This window comes from Streptomyces calvus, assembly GCF_006782915.1.
Classification (GTDB): Bacteria; Actinomycetota; Actinomycetes; order Streptomycetales; family Streptomycetaceae; genus Streptomyces; species Streptomyces calvus.
Map to the genome: position 1 here is coordinate 407675 of NZ_VCNP01000043.1, position 25706 is coordinate 433380.

Below are 25706 nucleotides of genomic sequence, written 5' to 3' on the forward strand. Positions count from 1 at the left end.
AGCCCGCCCGGAAGAAGGACCGGCGCGGGCCGGCTACGGCACCCGCTGCCTCGGACGGGCGCGCCCGCTCCCGCCGCCCCGCGCGACCGCGCCCGCACCCGGCTCCCTGACCGGCAGCGCGCGGAACACCCAGGTGCGGTACGACCAGAAGCGGAACAGGGTCGCGACGCCGATGCCCAGGAACTTGAAGATGTTGCTCTGCAGCGGGCTGTCCCAGCCGAAGCCGTACGTCGCCGTGTACAGCACGCCGTTCTCGATGACCAGGCCGACCGCGCTGAACAGCAGGAACAGCGTCATCTCCCGGGTGCGCCCGGACTTGTCGCGGTCCCGGTAGGTGAAGTAGCGGAAGCCGACGTAGTTGAAGACGATCGCCACGACGGTCGCGATGACACTGGCCCGCACCACCTGGAGGTCGGTCACCTGCCGGACCAGGTTGAACACGCCCAGGTTGACCAGCACCCCGGCTCCGCCCACCGCGCCGAACTTGGCGATTTCCCGGCAGAGCCGTCGGAGCCTGGACGAACCGCGTTCCATCGCGTGCGGGCTCCCGTCGTCGGTTGTGTCAACCCAGCCATGCTAACCACCCACCCGCGCGATCTTCCTGCGGACGAAGCCGCCGGCCGCACACCGTCCGGTATGGGGCCGGAAAACCGGCCACTGTGGCTCGGCCGATACCCTGGGGGTGTGACATTCCCGGTAGTCGGCATGGTCGGCGGTGGCCAGCTCGCTCGTATGACCCACGAGGCGGGCATCCCGCTCGGCATCAGGTTCAAGCTTCTCAGTGACACTCCGCAGGACTCCGCGGCGCAGGTCGTCGGCGATGTCGTCGTCGGCGACTACCGCGACCTGGACACGCTGCGCGCGTTCGCACGCGGCTGCGACGTGATCACCTTCGATCACGAGCACGTGCCCACCGAGCACCTCAGGGCCCTGGAGGCGGACGGCATCCCCGTCCGCCCGGGCCCCGACGCGCTGGTGCACGCCCAGGACAAGGGCGTGATGCGCGCGCGGCTCGACGCGATCGGCGTGCCGTGCCCACGGCACCGCATCGTCGCCGATCCGCAGGACGTGGCGGCGTTCGCCGCCGAGGGGGACGGCTTCCCGGTCGTCCTCAAGACCGTCCGCGGCGGCTACGACGGCAAGGGCGTGTGGGTGGTGGACTCCGCCGAGGAGGCCGCCGAGCCGTTCAAGGCGGGCGTCCCGGTCCTCGCCGAGGAGAAGGTCGACTACGTCCGTGAGCTGGCCGCCAACGTCGTGCGCTCCCCGCACGGCCAGGCCGTCGCCTACCCGGTCGTGGAGTCCCGCCAGGTGAACGGCGTCTGCGACACGGTCATCGCGCCCGCGCCCGACCTCGACGAGGCCCTCGCCCTGCAGGCCGAGGAGATGGCGCTGAACATCGCCAAGGAACTCGGCGTCGTCGGCCACCTCGCGGTGGAGCTGTTCCAGACCCGCGACGGCCGCATCCTCGTCAACGAGCTCGCCATGCGTCCGCACAACTCCGGGCACTGGTCCATGGACGGCGCGATCACCTCGCAGTTCGCCAACCACGTCCGCGCCGTCCTCGACCTGCCGCTCGGCGACCCGCGCCCGCGCGCGAAGTGGACGGTCATGGTCAACGTCCTCGGCGGCGACTACCCGGACATGTACTCGGCGTACCTGCACTGCATGGCCCGCGACCCCCAGCTGAAGATCCACATGTACGGCAAGGACGTGAAGCCCGGCCGCAAGGTCGGCCACGTCAACACCTACGGCGACGACCTGGACGACGTGCTGGAGCGCGCCCGTCACGCAGCCGGTTACCTGAGAGGCACGATCACCGAATGAGCCCCGCCCACCCGTCGCCCGACCACCACCCCTCGACGAGCGCCGACGCGCGTCCCTTCCCCTCGGTGGGCATCGTCATGGGGTCGGACTCCGACTGGCCCGTCATGGAGGCCGCGGCGAAGGCCCTCGACGAGTTCGAGATCGCCTACGAGGTCGACGTCGTCTCCGCGCACCGCATGCCCCGGGAGATGATCTCCTACGGCGAGCAGGCCGCGGACCGGGGCCTGAAGGTGATCATCGCGGGTGCGGGCGGCGCCGCCCACCTGCCCGGCATGCTCGCCTCCGTCACGCCGCTGCCCGTCATCGGCGTGCCCGTGCCGCTGAAGTACCTCGACGGCATGGACTCCCTGCTGTCCATCGTGCAGATGCCGGCCGGTGTCCCCGTCGCCACCGTCTCCGTCGCCGGGGCGCGCAACGCCGGTCTGCTCGCGGCCCGCATGCTCGCCGCGCACGACGAAGAACTCCTCGGCCGGATGCGGGAGTTCCAGCAGGACCTGAACGACCAGGCCACCGAGAAGGGCAAGCGGCTGCGCTCCAAGGTCGAGGGCTCCGGCGCCGGATTCGGTTTCGCCAAGTGACCGCGGCGACGTCCCTGGAGCGGGCCCGGGAGCTGCTGCGGGAGTACCCGGTCGTCGACGGGCACAACGACCTGCCGTGGGCCCTGCGCGAACAGGTCCGCTACGACCTCGACGCCCGCGACGTCGCCGCCGACCAGACCGCCCACCTGCACACCGACATCCCCCGGCTGCGGGCCGGCGGCGTCGGCGCGCAGTACTGGTCGGTGTACGTCCGCTCGGACCTGCCGGGCGCGGTGACGGCGACGCTGGAGCAGATCGACTGCGTACGGCGGCTGATCGACCGGCACCCCGGCGACCTGCGGGCCGCGCTGACCGCCGCCGACCTGGAGGCGGCGCGCGCCGAGGGCCGGATCGCCTCGCTGATGGGTGCCGAGGGCGGCCACTCCATCGACAACTCCCTCGCCACCCTGCGCGCCCTGTACGCGCTCGGCGTGCGCTACATGACGCTCACCCACAACGACAACGTGGCGTGGGCGGACTCGGCGACCGACGAGCCCGGCGTCGGCGGCCTGTCGGCGTTCGGCCGGGAGGTCGTGCGGGAGATGAACCGCGAGGGCATGCTGGTCGACCTGTCGCACGTGGCGGCGACGACGATGCGCGACGCGCTGGACACCTCCGCCGCGCCGGTGATCTTCTCGCACTCGTCCTCCCGCGCCGTGTGCGACCACCCGCGCAACATCCCCGACGACGTGCTGGAGCGACTGCCGGCCAACGGCGGCATGGCGATGGTGACGTTCGTGCCGAAGTTCGTGCTCCAGGCGGCCGTCGACTGGACGGCCGCGGCCGACGAGAACATGCGCGCCCACGGCTTCCACCACCTCGACACCACCGCCGAGGCGATGAAGGTGCACCGCGCCTTCGAGGAGGCCCACCCGCGCCCGGTCGCCACGGTCGCCACCGTCGCCGACCACCTCGACCACATGCGCGAGGTCGCCGGCATCGACCACCTCGGCATCGGCGGCGACTACGACGGCACCGCGTTCACCCCGGACGGCCTGAACGACGTGTCCGCCTACCCGAACCTCATCGCCGAGCTGCTCGACCGCGGCTGGTCGACGGCCGACCTGGCCAAGCTGACCTGGCAGAACGCGGTGCGGGTGCTGGGCGCGGCGGAGGACGTGGCACGGGACCTCCAGGCCACGCGCGGCCCGTCGAACGCGACGATCGCGGACCTGGACGGCTGACCGCCGGGGACCGGGCGGCCGGCCCGACCGTCCGCCCCGCCCACCGGACACCGGCCCCGCGGCCGCTCCGGCCGCGCACCGGGCGCCCGCCGGCCCGCGCGCCGATCAGGCCCCTTACCCCCGAACGCCGCGTCCACCAGGAAGACTCCCGGGGCGCCGTGCGACGGTGGCCGTACAGCGATCCCGCGGATGCGACCTACCTGCGTGCGGCGCCCGCGCCACGCGGTCGCGCGCCCAGGTCACGACGTACGGAGCCCGTGATGGCCGATCTCCAGGACGACCTGCACCCCGCCACCGAGGTCGGCCGGGCCGACGAGCCCGTCCCGCCGTACCCGCAGGAAGCGGTCGTCGTCGCACCGGAGTCCTACGAGCCCGTCTCCGACCCCGACGACGATCCGATGACCCGCGCCCGTGCCGTCCTCGCCGCCCACCCCGTCGCCGACGGTTACAGCGGGCTGCCGTGGACGCTGCGCCGGCTGCCCTGGTACGACCTCGACCTCGGCGACAGCGCCGTCGACGCGGACCTGCCCCGGCTGCGTCAGGGCCGGGTCGGCGCCGTGTTCTGGTCCCTGCACCTGCCCGAGGGCCCCGGCGGCGACCGGGCCCTGGCCGCCACCCTGGAGCAGCTCGACCTGGCGAAGGCGGTGGTCGCCGACCACGACGCGGGCCTGCGCCCGGCCCGCACCATCGGTGAGATCGCCGACGCCCGCAACCGCGGCCGGGTCGCCGTGCTGTTCGGGCCGGCCGGGGCCGCCGCCCTCGGCGACTCGCTGAGCGTCCTGCGCGCCCTGTACGCGCTCGGCCTGCGCGCGCTCACGCTGACCGACGTGTCCTGGGCGGGCCCCGCCGGGCTGACCCGGTTCGGCGAGGAGGTGGTGCGGGAGATGAACCGGCTCGGCATGATCGCCGACCTCTCCCACGCCTCCACCCCGACGATCGGCCGGGTGCTGACCGTCTCCAAGGCGCCCGTGCTGTTCAGCCGCTCCGCCGCCCGCGCCCTGCGCCCCCACCCGGCCAACCTGCCCGACGACCTGCTCACCGAGGTGGGGCGGGCCCGGGGCCTGTGCATGGTGCCGCTCACCGCCGAACAGGCCGGCCCGACCGTCCGGGACGTCGCCGACCACCTCGACCACATCCGCGCACTCGCCGGACGGGAGTGCGTCGGCCTGTCCGGCACCTACGACACCGGCAGCGCCCACCCCCAGGAACTCGGCGACACCTCCCGCTATCCGCGGCTGGTCGCCGAGCTGCTGCGACGCGGCTGGGACGACTCCGATGTGGGCCTGCTGACCTGGGGCAACGTCCAACGGGTGCTGCGCGGCGTCGACTTCACCGCGCACGCCGTGCAGCAGCGCCGCCCGCCGTCCACGGCGACCATCGCCGACCTGGACCGCTGACCCGCCGGACGGTCACGGCTGCTCGTAACGGCACAGGCAGAAGGGATGCCCGGCCGGATCCGCGTACACCCGGAAGTCCTTCGTCCGGTCGTCCTCGCGGTCCAGCACCCGCGCTCCCAGCGCGAGCACCTTCTCCTCGGCCGCGTCGACCTCCTCCCAGGTGCCCCCGGCGTCGAAGTCCAGGTGGAACTGCTGGGAGTCGTGGTCGGCGCGCGGCCAGTCCGGCGGCGAGTACCCCGGCGCGCGCTGGAAGGCCAGCCGCGGCCCGGCGGGGATCTGGAGGACCACCCAGTCCGGGTTCTCCTCGACGGGCGTTCCCCCGCCCACGGCCGCGTAGAAGACGGCCAGTTCCCGCGGGTCGGGGCAGTCGACGACGACGGAGTGCAGACGGGCCACGGCGGCCATGGGTCCTCCCGGGGTCTCGGCGGCTCGGCCGGTGCGCGAGCGGACGTCTCAGCAGGCGCACAGGCAGAACGGGTGCCCGGCCGGGTCCGCGTAAACCCGGAAGGTCCGCGCGCGGTCGTCCGCGTCCAGCGGCCGGGCGCCGAGCGCCAGCGCCTCCTTCTCGGCGGCGTCCAGGTCGTCGACGGTCAGGTCCAGATGGAACTGCTGGGAGTGGTCGGCGGCCGGCCACCGCGGCGGCACGTACCCCGGCGCCGCCTGGAAGGCGAGGGTCGGGCCGCCGGGGATCCGCAGGTCCACCCAGTCGCCCTCGCCCTCCACCGTGCCGCCCGTGAGGCCGGCGTAGAAACCGGCCAGCGCACGCGGGTCGGGACAGTCCAGGACGACGGCGCCCACCTTGGCCACGGACATGACTTCCTCCTCGAAGTCCGGGTTACCCGTAGGAGCGGGCAACCGGTAACGGTTACCGTATGGTGCCCGACAGGCGGTAACGTCGCAAGGGGAAACCGCAGGAAGAGACGGGGAGGGCGGGAGGTACCGTCCAGGCATGAGTGAGAGATCGGCCCCGCCCGGCGCGCTGGCCCTGGTCCAGGACCTGGTCAACACCCTCGACCTGGGAACGGGCGGCGACGCGCTGGACTCCGCCGAGGGCCGCGCGCCCTTCGGACTCACCGAGGACACCGTCGGCCCCGCGCGTGAACTGCGCGAGTCCCTGCGCGCGACCCTGCTCGCCCACGCGGGCCACCCGCCGCACCGCGCCGTCACCCCGCTCGGCGCACTGCTGGCCCGGGCGCCCCTGGTCGTCACGGTCGACGACACCGACGGCTCCGCCGCTCTCGCACCCGTGGACGAGGGACCCCTGCTGTCCCGCGTGGCCGCCGCCGTCGCGGAGGCGGTCACGGCGGGCACCTGGCAGCGGCTCAAGGCCTGCGAGGCGGCCGACTGCCACTGGGCGTACTACGACCGCAGCCCGGCCGGGCGCGGCCGCTGGTGCTCCATGCAACTGTGCGGCGCCCGCGCGAAGATGCGCCGGTACCGCGCGAAGGGCGCATAGGCCCGCTCCGCCCCGTGCCCGGTGGGGCAGAATGCGGCAGGGACGCCGGTTCGGCCGACTGAGCCTCGGCCGAACCGGCGTCCCGCACGCCGCTCGTGGTGTCCCGTCAGGCGCCGGGGCGCCCCATCGCACGGTAGCGCCACCCGGCCCGGCGCCACGCCTGCGCGTCGAGCGCGTTCCGCCCGTCCAGGACGAGCCGTTCCGTCACGACCTCGCCCAGCTCCGCCGGGTCCAGCTCGCGGAACTCCCGCCACTCCGTCAGGTGCAGGACGACGTCCGCGCCGCGCACCGCCTCGAGCGCCGAGTCGGCGTACCCCAGCGTCGGGAAGATCCGGCGGGCGTTGTCCATGCCCTTCGGGTCGTACACCGTGACCTGGCCGCCCTGGAGGTGGATCTGCCCGGCCACGTTCAGCGCCGGCGAGTCGCGCACGTCGTCCGAGTCCGGCTTGAACGTCGCGCCCAGCACCGCCACCCGCTTGCCCAGGAACGGCCCGCCGCCCAGAGCCTGCCGCGTCAGCTCCACCATCCGGCCGCGCTGGCGCATGTTGATCGAGTCGATCTCCCGCAGGAAGGTCAGCGCCTGGTCCACGCCCAGCTCACCGGCGCGCGCCATGAACGCCCGGATGTCCTTCGGCAGGCAGCCGCCGCCGAATCCGATCCCGGCCCGCAGGAACTTCGCGCCGATCCGGTCGTCGTAGCCGATGGCCTCCGCCAGCTTCGCCACGTCCCCGCCGGTCGCCTCGCACAGCTCCGCCATCGCGTTGATGAACGAGATCTTGGTGGCCAGGAAGGAGTTCGCGGACGTCTTCACCAGCTCCGCGGTCGGGAAGTCGGTCACCACGAACGGCGAGCCCTCCTCGACCGGCGTGGCGTACACCTCCCGCAGCAGCTTCTCCGCCCGCTCGCTGCGCACGCCCACCACGATCCGGTCCGGGTGCAGCGTGTCCTCGACGGCGAAGCCCTCGCGCAGGAACTCCGGGTTCCACGCCAGCTCCGCGTCCCCGCCCGCCGGGGCGTGCTCCGCGAGGTAGGCGGCCAGCCGGTCGGCCGAGCCGACGGGCACCGTCGACTTGCCGACGACCAGCGCCGGGCCCTTCAGGTGCGGCGCGAGCGAGGCGACCGCGGAGTCGACGTACGACATGTCGCAGGCGTACTCGCCGTGCCGCTGCGGGGTGTTCACGCACACGAAGTGCACATCGCCGAACTCACCGACCTCGGCCCAGTCCATGGTGAACCGCAGCCGCCCGGTGGACCCCTCGATCCCGGCGACGTGCCGCCGCAGCAGCTCGTCCAGCCCCGGCTCGTACATCGGCACCTCACCGCGCCGGAGCAGGTCGATCTTCTCCGGTACGACGTCCAGGCCCAGCACCTCGAACCCCAGCTCCGCCATGGCCGCCGCGTGGGTCGCGCCGAGATAACCGGTGCCGATCACGGTGATCTTGAGGGCCATCAGTGCTCCAGGGGGTGTACGGCATGCAGTGCGCGCCCGAGCATATCCGCCGGGCACCGGCGGCCGGACTTCCGGCTGTCGTCAAGCTCACCTATCCACGATCGCGGCCGACGCCTTAAAATTTGAGTTACTTAACGGTAGTTAGCGTGACCAGCATCGCAGCGTTTTGGAGCGTGAGAGACCTTGGCCGGATCGGCTGACTTCGACCTGTACCGCCCGTCCGAGGAGCACGACATGCTCCGCGACGCCGTCCGCGCGCTGGCCGAGGCGAAGATCGCGCCGCACGCCGCCGCCGTGGACGAGGAAGCACGCTTCCCGCGCGAGGCGCTCGACGCCCTCGTCGCCAACGACCTGCACGCCGTCCACGTGCCGGAGGAGTACGGCGGCGCCGGCGCCGACGCGCTCGCCACGGTCATCGTGATCGAGGAGGTGGCCCGCGTCTGCGCCTCCTCCTCCCTCATCCCCGCCGTGAACAAGCTGGGTTCGCTGCCGGTCATCCTCTCCGGCTCCGAGGCGCTGAAGAAGAAGTACATGACCCCGCTCGCCAAGGGCGACGCGATGTTCTCGTACTGCCTGTCCGAGCCGGACGCCGGCTCCGACGCGGCCGGCATGAAGACCCGTGCGGTCCGCGACGGCGACAGCTACGTCCTCAACGGCGTGAAGCGCTGGATCACCAACGCCGGCGAGTCCGAGTACTACACGGTCATGGCCGTCACCGACCCGGAGAAGCGCTCCAAGGGCATCTCCGCCTTCGTCGTGGAGAAGTCCGACGAGGGCGTCTCCTTCGGCGCCCCGGAGAAGAAGCTCGGCATCAAGGGCTCCCCGACCCGCGAGGTCTACCTCGACAACGTGCGCATCCCCGCCGACCGCATGATCGGCGAGGAGGGCACCGGCTTCGCCACGGCGATGAAGACCCTGGACCACACCCGCATCACCATCGCCGCGCAGGCCCTCGGCATCGCCCAGGGCGCCCTGGACTACGCCAAGGGCTACGTCCGCGAGCGCAAGCAGTTCGGCAAGCCGATCGCCGACTTCCAGGGCGTCCAGTTCATGCTCGCCGACATGGCCATGAAGATCGAGGCCGCCCGCCAGCTGACGTACGCGGCCGCCGCCAAGTCCGAGCGCGGTGACAGCGACCTCACGTTCCAGGGCGCCGCCGCCAAGTGCTTCGCCTCCGACGTCGCCATGGAGGTCACCACCGACGCCGTCCAGCTCCTCGGCGGCTACGGCTACACCCGCGACTACCCGGTCGAGCGCATGATGCGCGACGCCAAGATCACGCAGATCTACGAGGGCACCAACCAGGTCCAGCGGATCGTCATGGCCCGCAACCTGCCGTAGCGCACCCCGAACCGTGAGCGAAGGGCGCCCGGATGCCGGGCGCCCTTGCCGTTTCCCGGCCGCCGCGTGCCGTCACAGGAACCGGCGGATCGGGGTGACCGCGGCCTCGGCGAGCCGCAGGGGCAGCGGGCGGCGCCTCCAGCGGGCCGGGTCCACCGGCTCGCTCAGTTTCCGGTCGGCGTCGAAGTCGGCGTCGAGCGCGGCCGTGAAGTCCTCGTCGAGGACGGCCAGCATGACCTCCTCGTCGTGCTCCAGCGAGCGCCGGTTGACGTTGGTCGAGCCGATCAGGGAGCAGACGCCGTCCACCGTGATGACCTTCGTGTGGAGCATCGTCGGCTGGTACTCGCGCACCTCCACGCCCGCGTCGACCAGGGTCTGGTAGTGCTGCCGCCCGGCCAAGCGGCAGACCCGCTGGTCGGTGTGCGGGCCGGGCAGCAGGATCTCGACGCGCACGCCCCGCCGCGCCGCGGCCGCCAGCAGGTCCACGAAGTAGGTGTCCGGGGCGAAGTAGGCCGTGGACAGCCGGAAGCGCTCCTGCGCCGAGGTGATCGCGACGCGCAGCAGCGTCTGCATGTCCTGCCAGCCGAAGCTCGCAGAGCCCCGCACCACCTGGACCGTGGCCCGGCCCGGCTGCTCCTGCGCGGTGAAGCGGTCGTGCTCGTCGTACAGGTCGTCGTGGCACTCGGCCCAGTTCTGGGCGAACGCCGCGGCGATGCCGTCCACGGCGGGTCCCCGGACCCGCACGTGGGTGTCGCGCCACTCGCCGGGGTTGCGGGCGTCGCCGCACCACTCCTGGGCGATGCCGACGCCCCCGGTGAAGGCGGTGTGCTCGTCGGTGACCAGGACCTTGCGGTGGCAGCGGTGGTTCTGCCGCATCGGCGACAGCCGCGCGGGCCTGCGGAACCAGGCCACCTGGACGCCCGCTTCGTCCATGGCGTCCAGCAGGTCCGGCTCTATCTCCTTGGCGCCGAAACCGTCCAGCAGCAGCCGTACCCGCACTCCCGCGCGTGCCCGGTCGGCCAGCGCGGCGGCGAACTCCCGCGCGATGTCGCCGCGCCAGTACACGAAGGTCATCATGTCGACGGTGTGTTCCGCGGCGCGGACGGCGTCCAGCATCGCGGGGAAGATCTCGTCGCCGTTGCGCAGCGGAAGGAGCTCGTTGCCCTCGGTCGCGGCGATGCCGATGAGCCGCTCCAGCCGTCTGCGCAGCCGCTGTCTCTCGCCCGGCGCTTCGGGCTCCGCCGCCCGCCGTCCGGTATCCGCCTGTCCCGTCACGTCCGCTCTCCCTGCCTCCCGGGCCCGCTCGTCCCGTCCGGATTCCCCCCGTCTCCTTGCCGCTGACGGCGGTTCCACGCAGCGGCCGCGTCCGACGTGCCGCACATCACGGAGCGTCCGTTTCGGATGGTTCCGTCCGTCCTGTGGTGGTCTTGGGGTGCGGGGCGTAGGACGGAGGGGCGGGGACCGATCGCCGGTTCCCGCCGTCCCCCGGGAGGAACCATGACCCAGCAGCAGCCCACCACCACCCTGGAACCCCTGAGCAAGGAGATGCAGGACTGCGTCAACGCCTGCATGGCCTGTCACGGGGTGTGCGAGGAGACCATGAGTTCCTGTCTGCAGAAGGGCGGCCAGGCCCAGATGCGGATCATGCGGGCGCTCATGGACTGCGCGGAGATGACCCGCATGTGCGCCGACATGATGATGCGCCGCTCACCGCTGGCGAACGAGATGTGCACGATGTGCGCGCAGGCCTGCGACCTGTGTGCCGAGGCGTGCATGTCGATGCCGGACGACGACCGGATGATGCGCTGCGCCGAGTCCTGTCGCCGCTGCTCCGAGACGTGCCGCGCGATGGCGGGCGCCACGATGTGACGCAGCCGCCGGACACGGCGAAGGGGCGCCCCGTGGCGGGACGCCCCTTCGCCGTCGTCGGGTCTCAGTTGCCGGAGACGGTGACCTTCTCGTCGTTCTTCAGCTGCTCGACCAGCTGCTTCACCTTCGGCATGTCCCACTGCAGGTTGCCGTTGCCGGCGCTGCCCGATATCGGCATGTTCATCGACGTGCCCTCGCCGCCGCTGACACCCTTCATCGCCCAGAACATCCCGGCCAGGTCGAACAGCCCCATGTCCTTGTCGACGACCAGCGAGTCCAGGCCCGCGCCCATCGTCGGGTACAGCTTGAACGGGTTGAGGACGGTGCCCGGCGTGGCCACCTGGTTGGCGAGCGCGGAGAGGAACTTCTGCTGGTTCTTCGTCCGGTCCAGGTCGGAGCCGGCCAGCGCGTACCGGGTGCGGACGAAGGCCAGGGCCTCCTCGCCGTTCAGGGTCTGCTTGCCCTTCTTGAAGTCGGCGCCGGACTTGGTGTCCTTGATGTCCTGCGGGATGTCCATCTCGACGCCGCCGACCGCGTCCACGATGTTGGCGAAGCCGGCGAAGCCGATCTCCACGTAGTGGTCGATGTGCAGGCCGGTGTTGAACTCCACCGTGCGCACCAGCAGCGTCGGGCCGTCGATGGAGTACGCCGCGTTCAGCTTGTTCGCGCCCATGGCGGGCCGGGTCTTGCCCGACTCCGAGCCCTTGAACTCCGGGATCGTGACGTTGGAGTCACGGGGCAGCGAGATCAGCGTGGGCCCGTTGTCGCCGGTGTGCAGGATCATCATCGAGTCCGTGCGCTTGCCCTCGGCGGACCCGGTGTGCAGCTTCTTCTTGTCCTCGTCGGACATGCCCTCGCGGCTGTCGGAGCCGACGATCAGGTAGTTGGTGCCCTCGCCCGGCTCGGGCCGGTCGACGACCGTGGCGAGGTCGACCTCGCGGTTGAGCTTGCCGTCGGCCCAGAAGTACGTGCCGACGGTCGTCACGACCAGCACGGTCACCACGGTGATCGCCGTCCACTTGATGCGGCGGCGCCAGTCGGGCGCCGGCCCGGGACCGTGACCGGGTCCACCGCCGGGGCCGCCGGGGCCACCGGGACCGCCGGCCGGCCTGCCGTAGACCTGGCCCGTGTTGTAGCCGCTGTCGTAGGCCTCGGGCCCGCCGTGGCCGTCCACGTACGACGGCTGCTGCGGGACACCGCCGTACGCGCCCTGCCCGGGCGGGGCCGCCGGGCCGCGGCGGACCTGCCGCATGACACGGGCGCCCTCGGGCTGCGCGCTGCCGCTCCCGCGTCCGTAGCGTCCGCCGCGGTTGTCGTCGGACCTTGCCTCGGGCCAATCAGTCATGGGCAACAGTGTGCAGGCCCCGGCTGTGCGTCATACAAGGGTCGTCGGAAAATCAGGGCACCGCTGTTGCGAAGCTGACACAAATCCCACCGATGTGACCTCGGCATAAGGTGGAGGCCATGACAGACCAGGCCCCAGCCGCACAGACGGAGACTCCGGACATCCCCGGCAAGCCCACCTCGGCGTCCCGTACGACACTCAGCCACATCATGACCCACAACGACACCAACCTCCTGGGCACGGTGCACGGCGGGGTGATCATGAAGCTGGTGGACGACGCGGCGGGGGCCGTCGCCGGGCGGCACTCCGGAGGGCCGGCCGTCACCGCGTCCATGGACGAGATGGCGTTCCTCGAACCGGTCCGCGTCGGCGACCTGGTCCATGTGAAGGCCCAGGTCAACTGGACCGGACGGACCTCGATGGAGGTCGGCGTGCGGGTGCTGGCCGAGCGCTGGAACGAGTCGGCGCCCGCCACCCAGGTCGGCTCGGCCTACCTGGTGTTCGCCGCCGTCGACGCCGACGGCAAGCCGCGCCGGGTGCCGCCGGTGATACCCGAGACCGAGCGCGACGAGCGCCGCTACCAGGAGGCCCAGATCCGCCGCACCCACCGGCTGGCCCGCCGCCGGGCGATCATGGAACTGCGCGAGAAGCGCGCGGCGGAGGGCTTCGAGGACTGACCGGCCCCGGCCCGGCACTCAGGAACAGCCCACCTCGTCGCCCCGCACCACCCCGAACTCGCCCTGCCCCGGGTCCAGCGCCCGGACCTTGCGGACCTTCTCGAAGTCGGCGCCCGCGATCACCTTCAGCGTGGCGCCCTGGCCCTTCACCGCACGCAGTTCACTGCCCGGCAGGGCCGCCGCGAGGGACTTCGCGGAGCGGTCCCACCGCGGGTCGTAGGCGACGACGGTCCGCTTCACGTCCCGGTCGGCCGCGTTGACCGGGGCCCGTGTGGTGCCGAAGCCGATCGCCGCGAGGGCCGCGTCCACGCGCCGCCCCAGACCGGGCGTGCGGGTGCCGTTCTCGACCTGGACCCGGATCTGCCGCGGGTCGACCGGCACCCGCTGCGCCTCGTCGCGCGTGCGGTGCCCGGTCAGCGGCTGGTCGCGGCGCAGCGCCTCGAAGATCCGCTGGGACTTCTCGGTGTCCCACTTCAGCGTGGAGCCGACGCCCTTCACGGTGTGGCCGACCGCCGCGACCGGCACCGTGGTGAACTCCGAGGAGGCGGGTGAGAAGTTCCGCATCGCCCGGCCGAGGTCCAGCAGCTCGTCGGTGCCGAAGCCCTCGTCCGCGCGAACCGAGCCGAGCACGGCACGGGTCACGTCCCGGAACCTCATCGGGTTCAGCAGGATCCCGGAGGACGTGGCCCGGTCCACCAGCGCCGCCATGAAGTGCTGCTGGCGCTTCATCCGGCTGAGGTCGGAGGCGCCGTCGACATGGCGGGCCCGCACGTACTGCAGGGCCTGGCCGCCCTTGAGGGTGTGCCGGCCGGCGGGCAGGTCGAGACCGGTGTGGCTGTCCTTCAGCCGCTGGTCGGTGCAGACCTCCACGCCGCCGACCACGTCCACCGTCTTCATGAAGCTGGCGAAGTCGACCTCCAGATAGTGGTCGATCTTCACCCGGGTCATCTTCTCGACCGTGCGCACGGTCAGCTGCGGCCCGCCCTCCGCGTACGCCGCGTTCAGCTTCAGGGGGTGCTCCCCGTGCCGTTCGCCGCTGACGCGGTCGGTGTGCGGGGGCGTCACCGCGTAGGAGTCGCGGGGCAGGCTGACCACGCTGGCGCGATCCCGGTCCTCCGAGATGTGCACGATCATGATCGTGTCGGTGCAGTGGCAGGGCGCCCCGCCGAGCCGGTACTTCTCCCGCTCCTCCCGGCCGATCTTCTCGCGGCCGTCCGTGCCGACGAGCAGGATGTTCATGCCGTGCCCGGCCTCGGGCCGGTTCTTCATGTCGCGGAACGGGTCGACGCGTTCGATGTCCTCGTCGAGGCTGCTGAGCACCGCGTGTCCGATCCCGGCGGAGGCGAGCACCACGACCGACAGCGTGGTGACGGTGCGCATGACCCAGCGGGGCCTGCGGCGCGCGGGAGCGGGAGCGGGCGCGGGCGGGCGGGCGTCCCGGGCGGACGGCCGCCGGGAGGGCCGGGGTGCGGTGCGGGGCCGGGAGGACCGCGGCGGCGTGGGCAAGGGGGACACCTCCGGACGACGGCCGTGCGAGCGATCGTGAGCACCGTAGGCCGATAGGATCTGCGGCCCGGCGCATCGCCCCCGGCGCGCGCACCGGTATCCCCCGTTCGCGGTAACGTGAGCGCTCTATGAACGCCAATCCCGACGTGCGGCTCCCCGCCGTTTCCGTGATCATGCCCGTCCTCAACGAGGAGAGGCATCTGCGTGGCGCCGTCCGCGCGATCCTCGCCCAGGAGTACGCCGGCGAGATGGAGGTCGTGATCGCCCTCGGTCCCTCCACGGACCGCACGGACGAGATCGCCGCCGAGCTCGTGGCCGAGGACCCGCGGGTGCACACCGTGCCCAACCCGACCGGCCGCACCCCGGCCGCCCTCAACGCGGCGATCAAGGCCTCGCGCCATCCGGTCGTGGTCCGCGTCGACGGGCACGGGATGCTCTCCCCGAACTACATCGCGACCGCCGTGCGGCTCCTGGAGGAGACCGGCGCGCAGAACGTCGGCGGCATCATGCACGCCGAGGGGGAGAACGACTGGGAGCACGCGGTCGCCGCCGCGATGACGTCGAAGATAGGCGTCGGCAACGCCGCCTTCCACACCGGCGGCCAGGCGGGCCCCGCCGAGACCGTGTACCTCGGTGTCTTCCGGCGCGAGGCGCTGGAGCGTCAGGGCGGCTACAACGTGGAGTTCATCCGCGCCCAGGACTGGGAGCTGAACTTCCGCATCCGTGAGGCGGGCGGGCTGATCTGGTTCTCGCCGGAACTGAAGGTGTCCTACCGGCCCCGGCCGAGCGTGCGGGCGCTGGCCAAGCAGTACAAGGACTACGGGCGCTGGCGGCACGTCGTGGCCCGCTACCACTCCGGCTCCATCAACCTGCGCTATCTGGCCCCGCCGACCGCGGTGTGCGCGATCGCGGCCGGGCTCGTGGTGGGCGCGGCGCTCACGCCGTGGGGCTTCGTGGTCCCCGGCGGCTACCTCGCCGCGATCGTGGCGGGCTCGGTACCGGCCGGCAAGGGCCTGCCGCTGAAGGCGCGGCTGCAGATCCCGGTGGCGCTGGCCACCATGCACATGTCGTGGGGCTGGGGCTTCCTGACCAGTCCGCGCGCGCTGGCGAAGAAGGTCATCGCCTCCCGGCGCCCCGCCGTCCACGCGGACGCGCCGGCCGCCTGACGCCACCCGTCGTGAGGGGCCGTGCCGGCCCGTCAGCCGTCGTGAGGGGGCCTCCCCGGCCGGGGAGGCCCCCTCACGTGTCGTCACCAGGTGAAGGCCGGGTTGACGTGCATGCAGGCCTTGTCGTCGGCCCCGTTGAGCGCCTGCGCCGACTCGGGAACGCTGTCGTCCTCCTCGGGCGCCGCGTACTCCGTGCCCTCGCGCCAGTCGGCGCCCACCACGAGCGTGACACCGGACACGTCGGTGGACCGCTCCACCGCGTCCGCCGGGATGCCGAGCGCCTCGGCGACGCGCCGGGCGTCGCCCTCCAGGTCGGCGCTCGGGTAGCGCACCACCGTCCGCTCCTCGCTGAGGGCGCTCGTGGTGTCGGCGCTCGCCTGCGTGAAGCCCTTCTCCCGCAGCACCCCGGCCACCGTGGCGGTCCGTCCGGGCGCGGCCGCCAGGGTGTCGGTGCGGGTGCCGTTGCGGACCTGGACGGCGATCCCGGCGTCGTCGGCGGGTTCGTCGGCGGGCACGTCGGACGGTTCGGCCGAAGCCTTCTTCTCCCCGTCCCGCACGGGCTTCGCGTCCCTGCCGTCGAGGGCGATGTCCTCCCGCACCAGACGGAACAGCTTCTCGGCGTCCTCGGTCGGCTCGACCCGGGCGCCCACGTACCGGTTGGGCATCGTCGTCATGGTGATGCGCTCCGGCTTCACCTTGCGCAGCTCCGCGCTCAGGTCGTAGAGCTTCTTCACCGTGTCGAGGCCGGGGTCCACGGTGAGCGCCTCGGTGGCCTTCTCGGCCAGTCTGCGCAGGTTGTTGGGGCTGCTCAGAGTGGCGTTCTCGCGCAGCTGCCGGGCCAGTGAGTTCATGTACATGTGCTGCGCCTTGGCGCGGGCGAGGTCGCTGCCGTCCTCGAAGCCGTAGCGGGTGCGCAGCCACTGCAGGGCCTGCTCGCCCTTCACCGGGTGGGTGCCCTCGGGCAGTTTCAGCCCGGAGCCGTGGCCCTGGCTGTCCCGCGAGTGGATGTTGGCGTCCACGCACACCGGGACACCGCCGACCGCGTCCGCCATGGACACCACGCCCGCGAAGTCGACCATGACGAAGTGGTCGATGTGGACGCCGGTGAGCTCCTGCCAGGTGGCCACGGTGCAGCCCGGACCGCCGTGCCCGAGGCTCTGGTTGGCCATCGTGCGCCCGTTGCTCGCCGGGTACACGGTGCCGTCGTCCGGGTCGGTGCACTGGGGGATGTGGACCAGGGTGTCGCGCGGCATGCTGATCACGGACATGTTGGACCGGTCGGCGGACAGGTGCACCAGCATCTGGACGTCGGCGAGCGGGGTGGAGCCGAACGTCTCGCGGGCGCCGCCGAGTTGCTGGTTCTCCTCGCTGTCGCGGGCGTCGCTGCCGATGAGCAGGATGTTCAGCGGGGTCTGGCCGGCCGCGTTCGGCGTCGGCGCGGCGACCTTGCTGTCGCCCAGGTTCAGTGGGTCCTTCTTGATGTTGTCGTTCAGCTGCCGGTAGTAGAGGTAACCCGCCCCGGCGGCGCCGAATATGAGCAGTGCCAGCACCGCCGCGAACCACTTGAGCAGCCGGCGCACGCGGCGCCGGCGCGGAGGATCCCCGGCGTCGGACGGGCTCTCGTCCGGGTCCTGTTCGGACTCCTCGTCACGGAGCGTCTCCGGCGCGGCGTTCTGTGTCACTGCACCCGTCCTGCCCACCCCTGGCAACTCCTCGACTCGTCACGTCGGGCCCGTCCCGCGTCCTGTTAGACGCTCGACGCGCCCGTCAGTTGCCCCGCGAACGGCACCGACTTCAACTGTTCACGACCGACCACGAAGGCCGCTTCCGCTCCGGGCGCGGAGGCCGCTCCGGCACCGGGCGCGAAGGCCGCTCCCGCACCGGCCGGAGGCCGCTTCCGCTCCGGCCGCGGAGGCCGCTCCGGCACCGGCCGGAGGCCGCTTCCGCACCGGGTGCGGAGGCCGCTCCGGCACCGGCCGGAGGCCGCTTCCGCTCCGGGCGCGGAGGCCGCTTCTGCACCGGCCGGAGGCCGCTTCCGCTCCGGGCGCGGAGGCCGCTCCGGCACCGGGCGCGAAGGCCGCTCCCGCACCGGCCGGAGGCCGCTTCCGCTCCGGCCGCGGAGGCCGCTCCGGCACCGGCCGGAGGCCGCTTCCGCACCGGGTGCGGAGGCCGCTCCGGCACCGGCCGGAGGCCGCTTCCGCTCCGGGCGCGGAGGCCGCTTCTGCACCGGCCGGAGGCCGCTTCCGCTCCGGGCGCGGAGGCCGCTCCGGCACCGGGCGCGAAGGCCGCTTCTGCACCGGCCGGAGGCCGCTTCCGCACCGGGTGCGGCAAGCGTCGTCCGCACCGGGGCGCGGACCGCTACCAGCGGTACGGGCCGTACACGTCCATGCATGCGGCCGTCTCGGACCCGTTGAGCGCGTCGGCGTCCCGTGGCAGGTCCCCGGAACCGGAGGCCGGCCGCCGCGGATAGGCCGTGCCCTCGCGCCAGTCGGCGCCGACCACCACCGTGACACCGGTGACGCCGGCCGACCGCTCGACCGAACTCGCCGGAACGCCCAGCGACTTGGCGACCCTCAGGGCGTCACCCTCCGACCCGGCGTCCGCATAGCGTACGACGGTCCGCTCCGCGGCCGGTGCGCCGGAGGTGTCCGCCGCGGCGCGGGCGAAGCCCTTCGCCCGCAGCGACCGGGCGATGTCGCCGGCCCGGCCGTTCACCGGGCCGAGCGTCGCGGACCCGGTGGCGTTGCGCACCCGGACGTCGATCTCCGCGTCGGGCGCGGCCGGTCCGGCGGGCTTGGCCCCGTCCCCGCGGTCTTCCTCGTCGCCGTCGGCGGCCTCGCGCGGGGCCGTCGTGGCGCCCGCGCCGTCGAAGGGCACGTCGTCCCGGAGCATGGTCCACATCCGCTCGGCCTCGGCACCGGCCGCGACCAGGTGGTTGCGGTCCTGCGGATCCTCGGTGGTGGGCAGCGTCGTCATGGTGATGCGCTCCGGCGGCACCGTCCTCAGCTGCATCGCCAGGTCGTACAGCTTCCGCACCGAGCCGATCTCCTCCGAGACCGTCAGCGACTTCGTCGCCGCCTCGGCCAGGTCGGTCAGACGGCCGGTGTCGGTGAAGACGTTCTGGTCCCGCAGGGTGCGGATCATCGAGTTCATGTACATGCGCTGGGCGCGGATGCGCAGGACGTCGCTGCCCCAGGCGTGCCGGGTGCGCAGCCACTGCAGCGCCTGCTCGCCCTCGACCCCGTGGGTCCCGGCGGTCATCTTCAGGCCCGAGCCGCCGGGCACGCCGGGCAGCGGACGATCCCACACGTTCTGGCTGACGCAGACCTCGACACCGCCGACGGCGTCGGCCATGGTCACCACGCCCGCGAAGTCGATGGTCATCCAGTGGTCGATGTAGACGCCGGTGAGCTTCTCCCAGGTGGCCAGCGTGCAGCCGGCGCCGCCGCGGGCCAGCGAGGTGTTGATGATGCCGTTGGTCGCCGGGTGGGTCTCTCCGGTGGCCGGGTCGGTGCACCGGGGAATGTCGACCCGGGTGTCGCGGGGGACGCTCACCACGGCCGCGCTCCTGCGGTCGGCGGCCACGTGGATCAGCATCTGCACGTCGCCCAGCGGCGGATTGCCGCGCGTGTCCCGGCCGCCGCCGAGCTCGGCGTTCGCCGCGGACGCCCGGCTGTCGGAGCCGATCAGCAGGATGTTCAGGGGCCGTTGCCCGGCCGCGTTCGCTCCGGACCGGCGCGCCTTGGAGTCGCCGCTGCTGCGCTCGCCCTTCTCGATGTTGCCGTTCAGGTGCTCGGTGTACAGGTAGCCGGCGCCGGACACGGTGAGGATCAGTGAGGCCAGGACCGTCGCCGACCGGCGCAGCGCGTGCCGTACTCTCCGGGGCACCGCTGTCGGTCGTGTTCCCTGCCCGCGCGCGCCGCTTCGCGTCATCGTCTGCGTCTTCCCGTCCCTCGCCCCGTGGAACGGACCCGTCGCGGGCCCCTGTCGCGCGCCTCGCACGGCAACGGGCCCGCCTCGTGCCGTCGCCGGCGCGGAACGGGCCCGTCAGGTCACTTGGCGCACTCGACCTTGTCCGCCGTGGACTTCTTGATGTCGTCGGGTGCCTTGTCCGGCGGCGTGAGCGAGACTCCGGCACCCTTGAAGTCCTTGCCGAGGGTCAGTGACATCGCGGGCAGGCCCTGGGCGTTGAGGACGCTCTCACCCGGCTTCATCGCCGACCCCGACAGCCCCAGGATGTCGGCCAGGCGGCGCGCCTGGGCGGCCTGGTCGGGGGCGTACTCCAGCGTCGTCTTGTCCAGCTGTGCGGGCGCGTTGCCGGCGTTCTCGGACTTCTCGACGCCCTCCTCGACCTGGAGCCAGCTGAGGGTCTCCTGGGCGCTGCCGCCGGGCGCGCCGCCGTTGAGGATCCGCACGCGGACCTCGGAGGCCGGTGCCTTCTCGCCCTTGAGCCGGGCGGCGACCTCCGCCTTCTCCTTCTTCTTCTGCTGCTTGACCTCGGTGAACGACACGTCGTTGCGGATCAGGTCGAAGACGTCCGGTGCCTTGGACTCGTCGAGGACGACGGTCGTCTTCACCGTCTCCGCCGGGTTGTCCTTCACCGGCACCGTGGTGAACGACAGGTTCTTGACGTTGAGTTTGCCCAGTTCCAGGCCGAGGTCCTTGAGCTTGCCGATGCTGTCCAGCTGGGAGTCGACGGTGAGCGCCTCGGTGCCCGCCTCCGCCAGCTTGATCATCTTGGAGGGGCTGGTGAGGGTGTCGTTCGACTTCAGCTTGCGCATCAGCGAGCTGAGGAACTGCTGCTGGAGCTCGATCCGGCTCAGGTCGCCGCCCATGCCGACCGAGTGCCGGGTGCGCACGAACGCCAGGGCCTGCTCGCCCTCGATGGTGTGCTCGCCCTTGGGCAGCTTCAGATGCGAGTCCGGGTCGTCGATGTCCTTCGCCAGGCACACCTCGACGCCGCCGACCGCGGACGTCAGCGTCTTGACGGCGTTGAAGTCGGCGACCATGAAGTTGTCCGGCTTGATGCCGGTCAGCTCGGTCACGGTCCGCATGGTGCAGCTGGGCGTACGGCCGCTCTGGCCGAGGCTGATGTTGAAGCGGACGCCGGACTCGCCCGGGATCACCTTCTCGCTGCCGTCCTCCTGCTGCGTCGGGCAGTCGGGGATGTCGACTATCAGGTCGCGCGGGATGCTCAGCGCGGTCGCGTTGGAGCGGTCCTTGGAGACGTGCAGCAGGATCGTGGTGTCGGCGTGCCCGGCGCTGCCCGTGTCGCCGTATCCCTCGTTGCCGGAACCGGTGCGCTTGTCGGTGCCGATCAGCAGGATGTTGATCGCCTCGTCCTTCTTGAAGCCGCCGGTGCTGGCGCCGTCGTCGGAGACGGACGAGATGTTGTCGTTCAGGTGCTCCAGATACAGGTAGCCGGCCACGCCGACGGCGAGCACCACGAACGCCATGGTGCCGCCGGTCCACATGAGGACCTTCTTCGCCTTCGGCTTCTTCTTCGCCGGCCGGCGGCCGCGCCGCCCGGCCGGCGGCTCCTCGGCCGTGCCGCCCCGGCGCCTGCGCTGCGGCGGCACCTCCGCGGCGGACGTCTCCCGCGCGGCCGCACGGCCCGAGGACTGCGTCCGGCCGCGCCGAGCGCCCGCGGAGCGGGAGGCACGCGGTCCCGGCACGGTCGGCTGCGGAGCGGAACTGCCCAGTCGCAATTCGTATTCGCCGGTGTCCGGATTGAGCACCCACTGGTCTGCGGGGTCGACGTTCTCCGCCCGCCCACGGCCTTGCGCGTCCACGGTTGCCTGAATCCTCCGTCGGGGCCACGCGGCGCCTTTCCCCTCCCAAGGCGCTCGGGTCTCGTTTGCACAGTGCGGGACCTCAGGGCAGGCCTGAGGGAACGGACGCACCGGAGCGCTCACACTAACGGTCCAGATCGGCCCCGGGCGACGCCGGTGATGAATTGCACGTTCCTACAAGGGGCCAATCCGCCCATTTCCCTGGACGAATGTTCCCGGAGCCGCGTCGCGGGGGTCGCGGACCGCACGGGTTTTGAGGCGGGCTTTACGTGCAGGTGTCCTCGGCGGCGGTGTTTCCCGAGAATGTCGGGGCCGGGGAGGTGTCGCCGGACGGCTTCCCCGATTCCGTTTTCGTGGCCTTTCCGTCACCGTCCGTATCGACCGCAACGGGTGCGTCCTCGCGCAGCCGCTCGAACAATTCCGCCGCGGCGGGCTGGGCGAGCTGGTCGCGATTGACGTCTCCGGAGTACGCCTCCCGCGGAACGGTCAGGAATTGCACATCTTCCGTGGGGATCTGGCGCAGTCCGCGGACGAGTTGGTACAAGCCGCGCAAACTGGCCAGTTCGGGGTCGGTGGTGAGGGACGAGGTGGCCGCGTCCAGGACCGGATACAGCTTCACCGGGTTCAGCAGGACGTCGTTGCTGTGCACCTTGTTGACGAGCGCGCCGAGGAAGCGCTGCTGCCGCTCCATGCGGCTGGTGTCGCTGCCGTCGCCGAGGCTCTTGCGGGCGCGCACGTAACCCAGCGCCTGCTCCCCGCTCAGCGTCACCCGGCCCGCTGGCAGCTTCAGTTCGGCGGCCTCGTCGTCGACGGGCTCGCGCAGGCACACCTCGACACCGTCCACCGCGTCGACCATGTCCTTGAATCCGGCGAAGTCGACGACGACGTGGTGATCGACGCGGATGTCCGTGAGTTTCTCGACGGTGCGAATCGTGCAGGCCGAACCGCCCACTTCGAAAGCGGAGTTGAACAACGTGAACATCGGCTGCGAACGGGATCCGTCCGGACGGCGACAGCCGGGCACGTTCACCATCAGGTCCCGGGGTATGGACACCGCGGTGGCGCTGCGCCGGCCCGCCGACAGATGCAGCAGGATCACGGTGTCGGAGCGCTCCGTCCCCGGGTCCCGTCCGTAACGGCGGTTCTCCTCGCCCGCACGCGAGTCCGACCCGATCAGCAGGATGTTCCGGGCGCCCTGGACGAGCGCGGTGGGCCGCTCCTTCTCGAAGCGCGCCAGTTCGGCCGCCGCCGCCTCGTCCGGCGTGATGTTCCCCTCCAGCTTCATGTACACCGCCCACCCGGCCCCCGCCACCCCGAGCAGCGCGACGGCGGCCACGAGCGCCGTACCGTGCCTCCAGCGCCGTCGCCTGCGCCGCGACCGCCCCCGCCCGCTCGCCGAGGCGCCCGTCCCCGTGCCGGGACCGCGCCTGCCGCCCGGCGGTACGGGGGGCGTGCCTGCGGAGTCGCTCATGACCGTGTCCACCCCTCACTGCGTACGGGACCGTGGCCCGTCGTACGGGAGCGCGGACCGTGGCCCGTCGTACGGGAGCGCGGTGCGCGGCACCTGGCGTGTGCCGTCGCTACGACGATGGCCCGGCAGGATGCCGTGCGGCGGCCGGTGCTGCGCCGAACGGGGGACGGGGCGGGGCGGACGGGTGGTGCGGCGGCCGGGCGGGTTTGGGACGCCGCGGTGCCGGAGGACGGTGGGTCAGCGGGCGATGACCGCCACGCGCTCGCTCTCCACCCGCTTGTCCAGGGCGTCGTCCGCGAGCCGGTCCAGGTGGCGGCAGAGCACCACCGAGCCGCCGGTCGCGAGCGGCCCGTACAGGCCCGCGTGCAGACCCTCCCAGGTGTCGAACGGCAGTCCCGACAGGATCCGCGAGCCCGGCCCGGTCAGTCCGCGCTCCGCCGCCTCCGCGCGGGCCCGCTCGACCACCTCCGCGCCGGTGAACTCCCGTCCGGCCACGATCAGCGCCGGCTCCTCGGGGTCGACGGGCGCGTACGGCACGAACCGGTCGCCCTGGCCCGGCACCTCGACGGCGTAGTCGGCGAAGCCCTCCGGCGGCTGCGGGAAGCGCCCGCCGAGCGGCCGGAGCGCCAGCGCCACCCGGGCGCCCGAGCAGGCCCGTGCCGCCTCCAGCGACTCCGGCTCCGGGCCGCTGACGACCACGTCGGCCGCCGCCGGGTCCCCGGCCACGTCCGCGATCACGCCCACCGACGCGCACGCCAGCAGCCAGACCGCCGTCTGCCAGTGCGCGGGCAGCAGCAGCGCCACCCGGTCGCCGGGTTCGACGGAGAGCTCGTCCTGGAGGAGGTTGGCGGTCTTGGCCACCCAATTGGCGAAGGTGGCCACGGACAATTCGACGCGTTCGCCCGTGGCGTCGTCGTAGAAGGTCACCAGAGGGCGTCCGGGGTCCGCGGACAGCGCGGAACTCAGCAGGTCGGCGGGGGTGCGGTCGGTGGCGTTCACCCGCGCTAGCGTACGCGGGCCCGCCCGCGCGCACCGCCCGTCGGACGCATGCGGCAGACACCGGTTCGGGGGAACGGGCCCCGACGGCCCGTCAAGTCACCGTTGGACAGAATTGTCTGACTATGGACAAGGTCGGTGGTATGCGTGGATTTGTTGCTTCCTCGATCGGTGTCACCTGCGCCGCAGCCCTCGCCCTCCCGCTCGTCCCGCCCGCCACCGCCGCGGACACCCGACCGGCGGCTCCGGCGGAAGCGGCCCCGCGGGCAGGGACGACGGCCCGGCCCGACGTTCCCGGCAGCACCCAGTCGCTGCCCCTGAGACCCCTCACCCGCGACCGCGCCACCGGCGCCGCCGTCCTCGGCCTCGCCCCCCGGACCGTACGGCAGTTCTCCCTCCTCGGCGTCGTCTGGGACGATCCCGCCGCCCACCTCCACGGCCGCGTCCAGGTCCGCACCCGGTCGGCCGCCACTGGTACCTGGTCCGGCTGGCAGGACGTCGAGACCCACTACTCCGACCACGCGGCCGACCCGGGCACCGCGGAAGCCGCCTCGGACGCGGTGCGCGGGGCGACGGCGCCGTTGTGGGTCGGGGAGTCGGACGCCGTGGAGATCCGGGTGCAGCCGGAGCCACAGCCGGAGCCGGAGCCGCAGTCGGGCGAGCCCGGCGGGTCAGTGAGCGGCGACGCGGCAGCCGGCGATGCCGGGGCTGGTCACTCCCACGGCGACGCCGGCCCCGACAGTGACCCCCCGGACGCCCAGGACGCCCAGACCCCCCAGGCCGGTGCCCTCACGGAGCTGCCCTCCGGCCTGCGGCTCGAACTGATCGACCCCGGTGAGACCGCCGCGGCCCCGGCCGGGGCCACGGACGCCTCCCGCACCGGCGCCCTGACCGCCGAGGCGACCGCCGCCTCCGCGGCCAACGCCGCGCTCGCACCGCTCGGCGCCACCGAGATCCCGGCGCTGACCGGCGAACAGACCCGGCAGGAACTCCTCGCCCTGCGCGGGACCGAACTGACCGAGCAGCAGCGGGCCAAGCCGTACATCGGGCCGCGCCCCGCCATCGTCACGCGGCGCGGCTGGGGAGCCAACGAGAGCCTGCGGGAGAAGCAGTTCGTCTACACCGGCAAGGTCAAGGCGGCCTTCGTGCACCACACCGCCTCCGGCAACACGTACTCCTGCTCCCAGGCGCCGTCGCTGATCCGCGGCTTCTACCGCTATCACGTGCGGAGCCTGGGCTGGCGGGACATCGGCTACAACTTCCTCGTCGACAAGTGCGGGCGGATCTACGAGGGCCGGGCCGGGGGAGTGGCGAAGCCCGTCAAGGGCGCCCACACCTTCGGGTTCAACACCAACACGACCGGCATCGCGGTCATCGGCTCCTACGGCTCGAAGAAGCCGTCGTCCTCGGCGGTGAAGGCCGTCGCCCGGCTCACCGCCTGGAAACTCGGCCTGCACGGCATGAATCCGCGCGGCAAGACATATCTGACGTCCGGAGGTGGCAATCTCTACCGAAAAGGTAAGAAGGTACGACTGAACGTGATCTCCGGTCACAGGGACGGGTTCAACACGACCTGTCCCGGGGGGAAGCTGTACCGCAAGCTCGGCACCGCGCGTTCCACGGCGGCCCGTTACCAGGGACGCTGAGGCGGCCG

The 25706-nt window shown here is 72.4% G+C and carries 22 protein-coding genes; 10 read left to right on the plus strand and 12 right to left on the minus strand.

The window, feature by feature from the left end; genetic code table 11:
• Positions 1-33: 33 nt before the first annotated feature.
• The gene (locus tag FGW31_RS20760) at positions 34-534 is read right to left on the minus strand and encodes a GtrA family protein (RefSeq protein WP_142194934.1); all 501 of its coding nucleotides are present in this window, start codon (positions 532-534) and stop codon (positions 34-36) included.
• Between the two features lie 150 nt (positions 535-684).
• Here FGW31_RS20760 and FGW31_RS20765 point away from each other — a divergent pair, with 150 nt between their 5' ends.
• From FGW31_RS20765 to FGW31_RS20780, 4 genes are all read left to right on the plus strand, one after another.
• On the plus strand, positions 685-1824 hold the full coding sequence (locus tag FGW31_RS20765) for a 5-(carboxyamino)imidazole ribonucleotide synthase (RefSeq protein ID WP_142194935.1): 1140 nt from the start codon (positions 685-687) through the stop codon (positions 1822-1824).
• Between the two features lie 77 nt (positions 1825-1901).
• Complete coding sequence (gene purE, locus FGW31_RS20770; RefSeq protein WP_142195010.1) at positions 1902-2402, plus strand: 5-(carboxyamino)imidazole ribonucleotide mutase; 501 nt, start codon at positions 1902-1904, stop codon at positions 2400-2402.
• Entirely contained in the window at positions 2399-3586 is a 1188-nt protein-coding gene (locus FGW31_RS20775) for a dipeptidase (RefSeq protein WP_142194936.1), read from the plus strand. The genes purE and FGW31_RS20775 overlap by 4 nt, the downstream gene beginning before the upstream one ends.
• A gap of 260 nt (positions 3587-3846) precedes the next feature.
• Entirely contained in the window at positions 3847-4983 is a 1137-nt protein-coding gene (locus FGW31_RS20780) for a dipeptidase (protein WP_142194937.1), read from the plus strand.
• A 12-nt stretch (positions 4984-4995) separates the two neighbouring features.
• Here FGW31_RS20780 and FGW31_RS20785 read toward each other — a convergent pair whose 3' ends face one another.
• Complete coding sequence (locus FGW31_RS20785; RefSeq protein WP_142194938.1) at positions 4996-5388, minus strand: VOC family protein; 393 nt, start codon at positions 5386-5388, stop codon at positions 4996-4998.
• A gap of 48 nt (positions 5389-5436) precedes the next feature.
• Positions 5437-5796, minus strand: coding sequence for a VOC family protein (locus FGW31_RS20790; RefSeq protein WP_142194939.1), 360 nt, complete (start codon positions 5794-5796; stop codon positions 5437-5439).
• A 136-nt stretch (positions 5797-5932) separates the two neighbouring features.
• Between FGW31_RS20790 and FGW31_RS20795 the strand changes: the two genes are divergently transcribed.
• Entirely contained in the window at positions 5933-6439 is a 507-nt protein-coding gene (locus FGW31_RS20795; RefSeq protein WP_142194940.1) for a CGNR zinc finger domain-containing protein, read from the plus strand.
• Between the two features lie 106 nt (positions 6440-6545).
• Here the strand turns inward: FGW31_RS20795 and FGW31_RS20800 are convergent, their stop codons facing one another.
• A complete protein-coding gene (locus FGW31_RS20800; RefSeq protein ID WP_142194941.1) occupies positions 6546-7889 on the minus strand; it encodes a UDP-glucose dehydrogenase family protein in 1344 nt (447 codons plus the stop codon).
• A gap of 183 nt (positions 7890-8072) precedes the next feature.
• On the opposite strand from FGW31_RS20800, the gene FGW31_RS20805 reads away from it, so the two are divergent.
• Positions 8073-9230, plus strand: a complete 1158-nt coding sequence (locus tag FGW31_RS20805) for an acyl-CoA dehydrogenase (protein ID WP_142194942.1) — start codon at positions 8073-8075, stop codon at positions 9228-9230.
• Positions 9231-9302: 72 nt separating this feature from the next.
• Here FGW31_RS20805 and FGW31_RS20810 read toward each other — a convergent pair whose 3' ends face one another.
• Positions 9303-10505 carry a phospholipase D-like domain-containing protein gene (locus FGW31_RS20810; RefSeq protein ID WP_142194943.1) on the minus strand — a complete coding sequence of 401 codons (1203 nt, stop codon included), beginning with the start codon at positions 10503-10505 and terminating at the stop codon, positions 9303-9305.
• Positions 10506-10727: 222 nt separating this feature from the next.
• Between FGW31_RS20810 and FGW31_RS20815 the strand changes: the two genes are divergently transcribed.
• On the plus strand, positions 10728-11099 hold the full coding sequence (locus tag FGW31_RS20815; RefSeq protein ID WP_142194944.1) for a four-helix bundle copper-binding protein: 372 nt from the start codon (positions 10728-10730) through the stop codon (positions 11097-11099).
• Between the two features lie 64 nt (positions 11100-11163).
• Here FGW31_RS20815 and FGW31_RS20820 read toward each other — a convergent pair whose 3' ends face one another.
• The gene (locus FGW31_RS20820) at positions 11164-12444 is read right to left on the minus strand and encodes an LCP family protein (RefSeq protein ID WP_233452534.1); all 1281 of its coding nucleotides are present in this window, start codon (positions 12442-12444) and stop codon (positions 11164-11166) included.
• Positions 12445-12563: 119 nt separating this feature from the next.
• Between FGW31_RS20820 and FGW31_RS20825 the strand changes: the two genes are divergently transcribed.
• A complete protein-coding gene (locus tag FGW31_RS20825; RefSeq protein ID WP_142194945.1) occupies positions 12564-13121 on the plus strand; it encodes an acyl-CoA thioesterase in 558 nt (185 codons plus the stop codon).
• 18 nt (positions 13122-13139) lie between these two features.
• Here the strand turns inward: FGW31_RS20825 and FGW31_RS20830 are convergent, their stop codons facing one another.
• Complete coding sequence (locus FGW31_RS20830; RefSeq protein ID WP_233452535.1) at positions 13140-14627, minus strand: LCP family protein; 1488 nt, start codon at positions 14625-14627, stop codon at positions 13140-13142.
• A gap of 128 nt (positions 14628-14755) precedes the next feature.
• Between FGW31_RS20830 and FGW31_RS20835 the strand changes: the two genes are divergently transcribed.
• Positions 14756-15793, plus strand: a complete 1038-nt coding sequence (locus FGW31_RS20835) for a glycosyltransferase family 2 protein (protein ID WP_142194947.1) — start codon at positions 14756-14758, stop codon at positions 15791-15793.
• A gap of 83 nt (positions 15794-15876) precedes the next feature.
• On the opposite strand, the gene FGW31_RS20840 is transcribed toward FGW31_RS20835, so the two are convergent.
• The 5 genes from FGW31_RS20840 to FGW31_RS20860 form a co-directional block, all read right to left on the minus strand.
• Positions 15877-17475 carry an LCP family protein gene (locus FGW31_RS20840; protein ID WP_142194948.1) on the minus strand — a complete coding sequence of 533 codons (1599 nt, stop codon included), beginning with the start codon at positions 17473-17475 and terminating at the stop codon, positions 15877-15879.
• 676 nt (positions 17476-18151) lie between these two features.
• Entirely contained in the window at positions 18152-19657 is a 1506-nt protein-coding gene (locus tag FGW31_RS20845; RefSeq protein ID WP_373303376.1) for an LCP family protein, read from the minus strand.
• Between the two features lie 188 nt (positions 19658-19845).
• Positions 19846-21585: an LCP family protein gene (locus FGW31_RS20850; protein WP_142194950.1), complete on the minus strand. Its 1740-nt coding sequence runs from the start codon at positions 21583-21585 to the stop codon at positions 19846-19848.
• Positions 21586-21850: 265 nt separating this feature from the next.
• Complete coding sequence (locus tag FGW31_RS20855; RefSeq protein ID WP_142194951.1) at positions 21851-23056, minus strand: LCP family protein; 1206 nt, start codon at positions 23054-23056, stop codon at positions 21851-21853.
• Between the two features lie 237 nt (positions 23057-23293).
• A complete protein-coding gene (locus FGW31_RS20860) occupies positions 23294-24055 on the minus strand; it encodes a TIGR03089 family protein (protein WP_142194952.1) in 762 nt (253 codons plus the stop codon).
• 140 nt (positions 24056-24195) lie between these two features.
• Between FGW31_RS20860 and FGW31_RS20865 the strand changes: the two genes are divergently transcribed.
• The gene (locus tag FGW31_RS20865; RefSeq protein ID WP_142194953.1) at positions 24196-25698 is read left to right on the plus strand and encodes a peptidoglycan recognition protein family protein; all 1503 of its coding nucleotides are present in this window, start codon (positions 24196-24198) and stop codon (positions 25696-25698) included.
• Positions 25699-25706: the final 8 nt, after the last annotated feature.

What these genes read in the sequence shown, in the direction of transcription:
- FGW31_RS20825 (WP_142194945.1), top strand. Translation starts at nt 12,564, where the DNA reads ATGACAGACCAGGCCCCAGCCGCACAGACGGAGACTCCGGACATCCCC.
- FGW31_RS20795 (WP_142194940.1), top strand. Translation starts at nt 5,933, where the DNA reads ATGAGTGAGAGATCGGCCCCGCCCGGCGCGCTGGCCCTGGTCCAGGAC.
- FGW31_RS20800 (WP_142194941.1), bottom strand. Translation starts at nt 7,889, where the DNA reads ATGGCCCTCAAGATCACCGTGATCGGCACCGGTTATCTCGGCGCGACC.
- FGW31_RS20855 (WP_142194951.1), bottom strand. Translation starts at nt 23,056, where the DNA reads ATGAGCGACTCCGCAGGCACGCCCCCCGTACCGCCGGGCGGCAGGCGC.
- FGW31_RS20785 (WP_142194938.1), bottom strand. Translation starts at nt 5,388, where the DNA reads ATGGCCGCCGTGGCCCGTCTGCACTCCGTCGTCGTCGACTGCCCCGAC.
- FGW31_RS20760 (WP_142194934.1), bottom strand. Translation starts at nt 534, where the DNA reads ATGGAACGCGGTTCGTCCAGGCTCCGACGGCTCTGCCGGGAAATCGCC.
- FGW31_RS20820 (WP_233452534.1), bottom strand. Translation starts at nt 12,444, where the DNA reads ATGACTGATTGGCCCGAGGCAAGGTCCGACGACAACCGCGGCGGACGC.
- FGW31_RS20865 (WP_142194953.1), top strand. Translation starts at nt 24,196, where the DNA reads ATGCGTGGATTTGTTGCTTCCTCGATCGGTGTCACCTGCGCCGCAGCC.
- FGW31_RS20835 (WP_142194947.1), top strand. Translation starts at nt 14,756, where the DNA reads ATGAACGCCAATCCCGACGTGCGGCTCCCCGCCGTTTCCGTGATCATG.
- FGW31_RS20790 (WP_142194939.1), bottom strand. Translation starts at nt 5,796, where the DNA reads ATGTCCGTGGCCAAGGTGGGCGCCGTCGTCCTGGACTGTCCCGACCCG.
- FGW31_RS20780 (WP_142194937.1), top strand. Translation starts at nt 3,847, where the DNA reads ATGGCCGATCTCCAGGACGACCTGCACCCCGCCACCGAGGTCGGCCGG.
- purE (WP_142195010.1), top strand. Translation starts at nt 1,902, where the DNA reads ATGGGGTCGGACTCCGACTGGCCCGTCATGGAGGCCGCGGCGAAGGCC.
- FGW31_RS20815 (WP_142194944.1), top strand. Translation starts at nt 10,728, where the DNA reads ATGACCCAGCAGCAGCCCACCACCACCCTGGAACCCCTGAGCAAGGAG.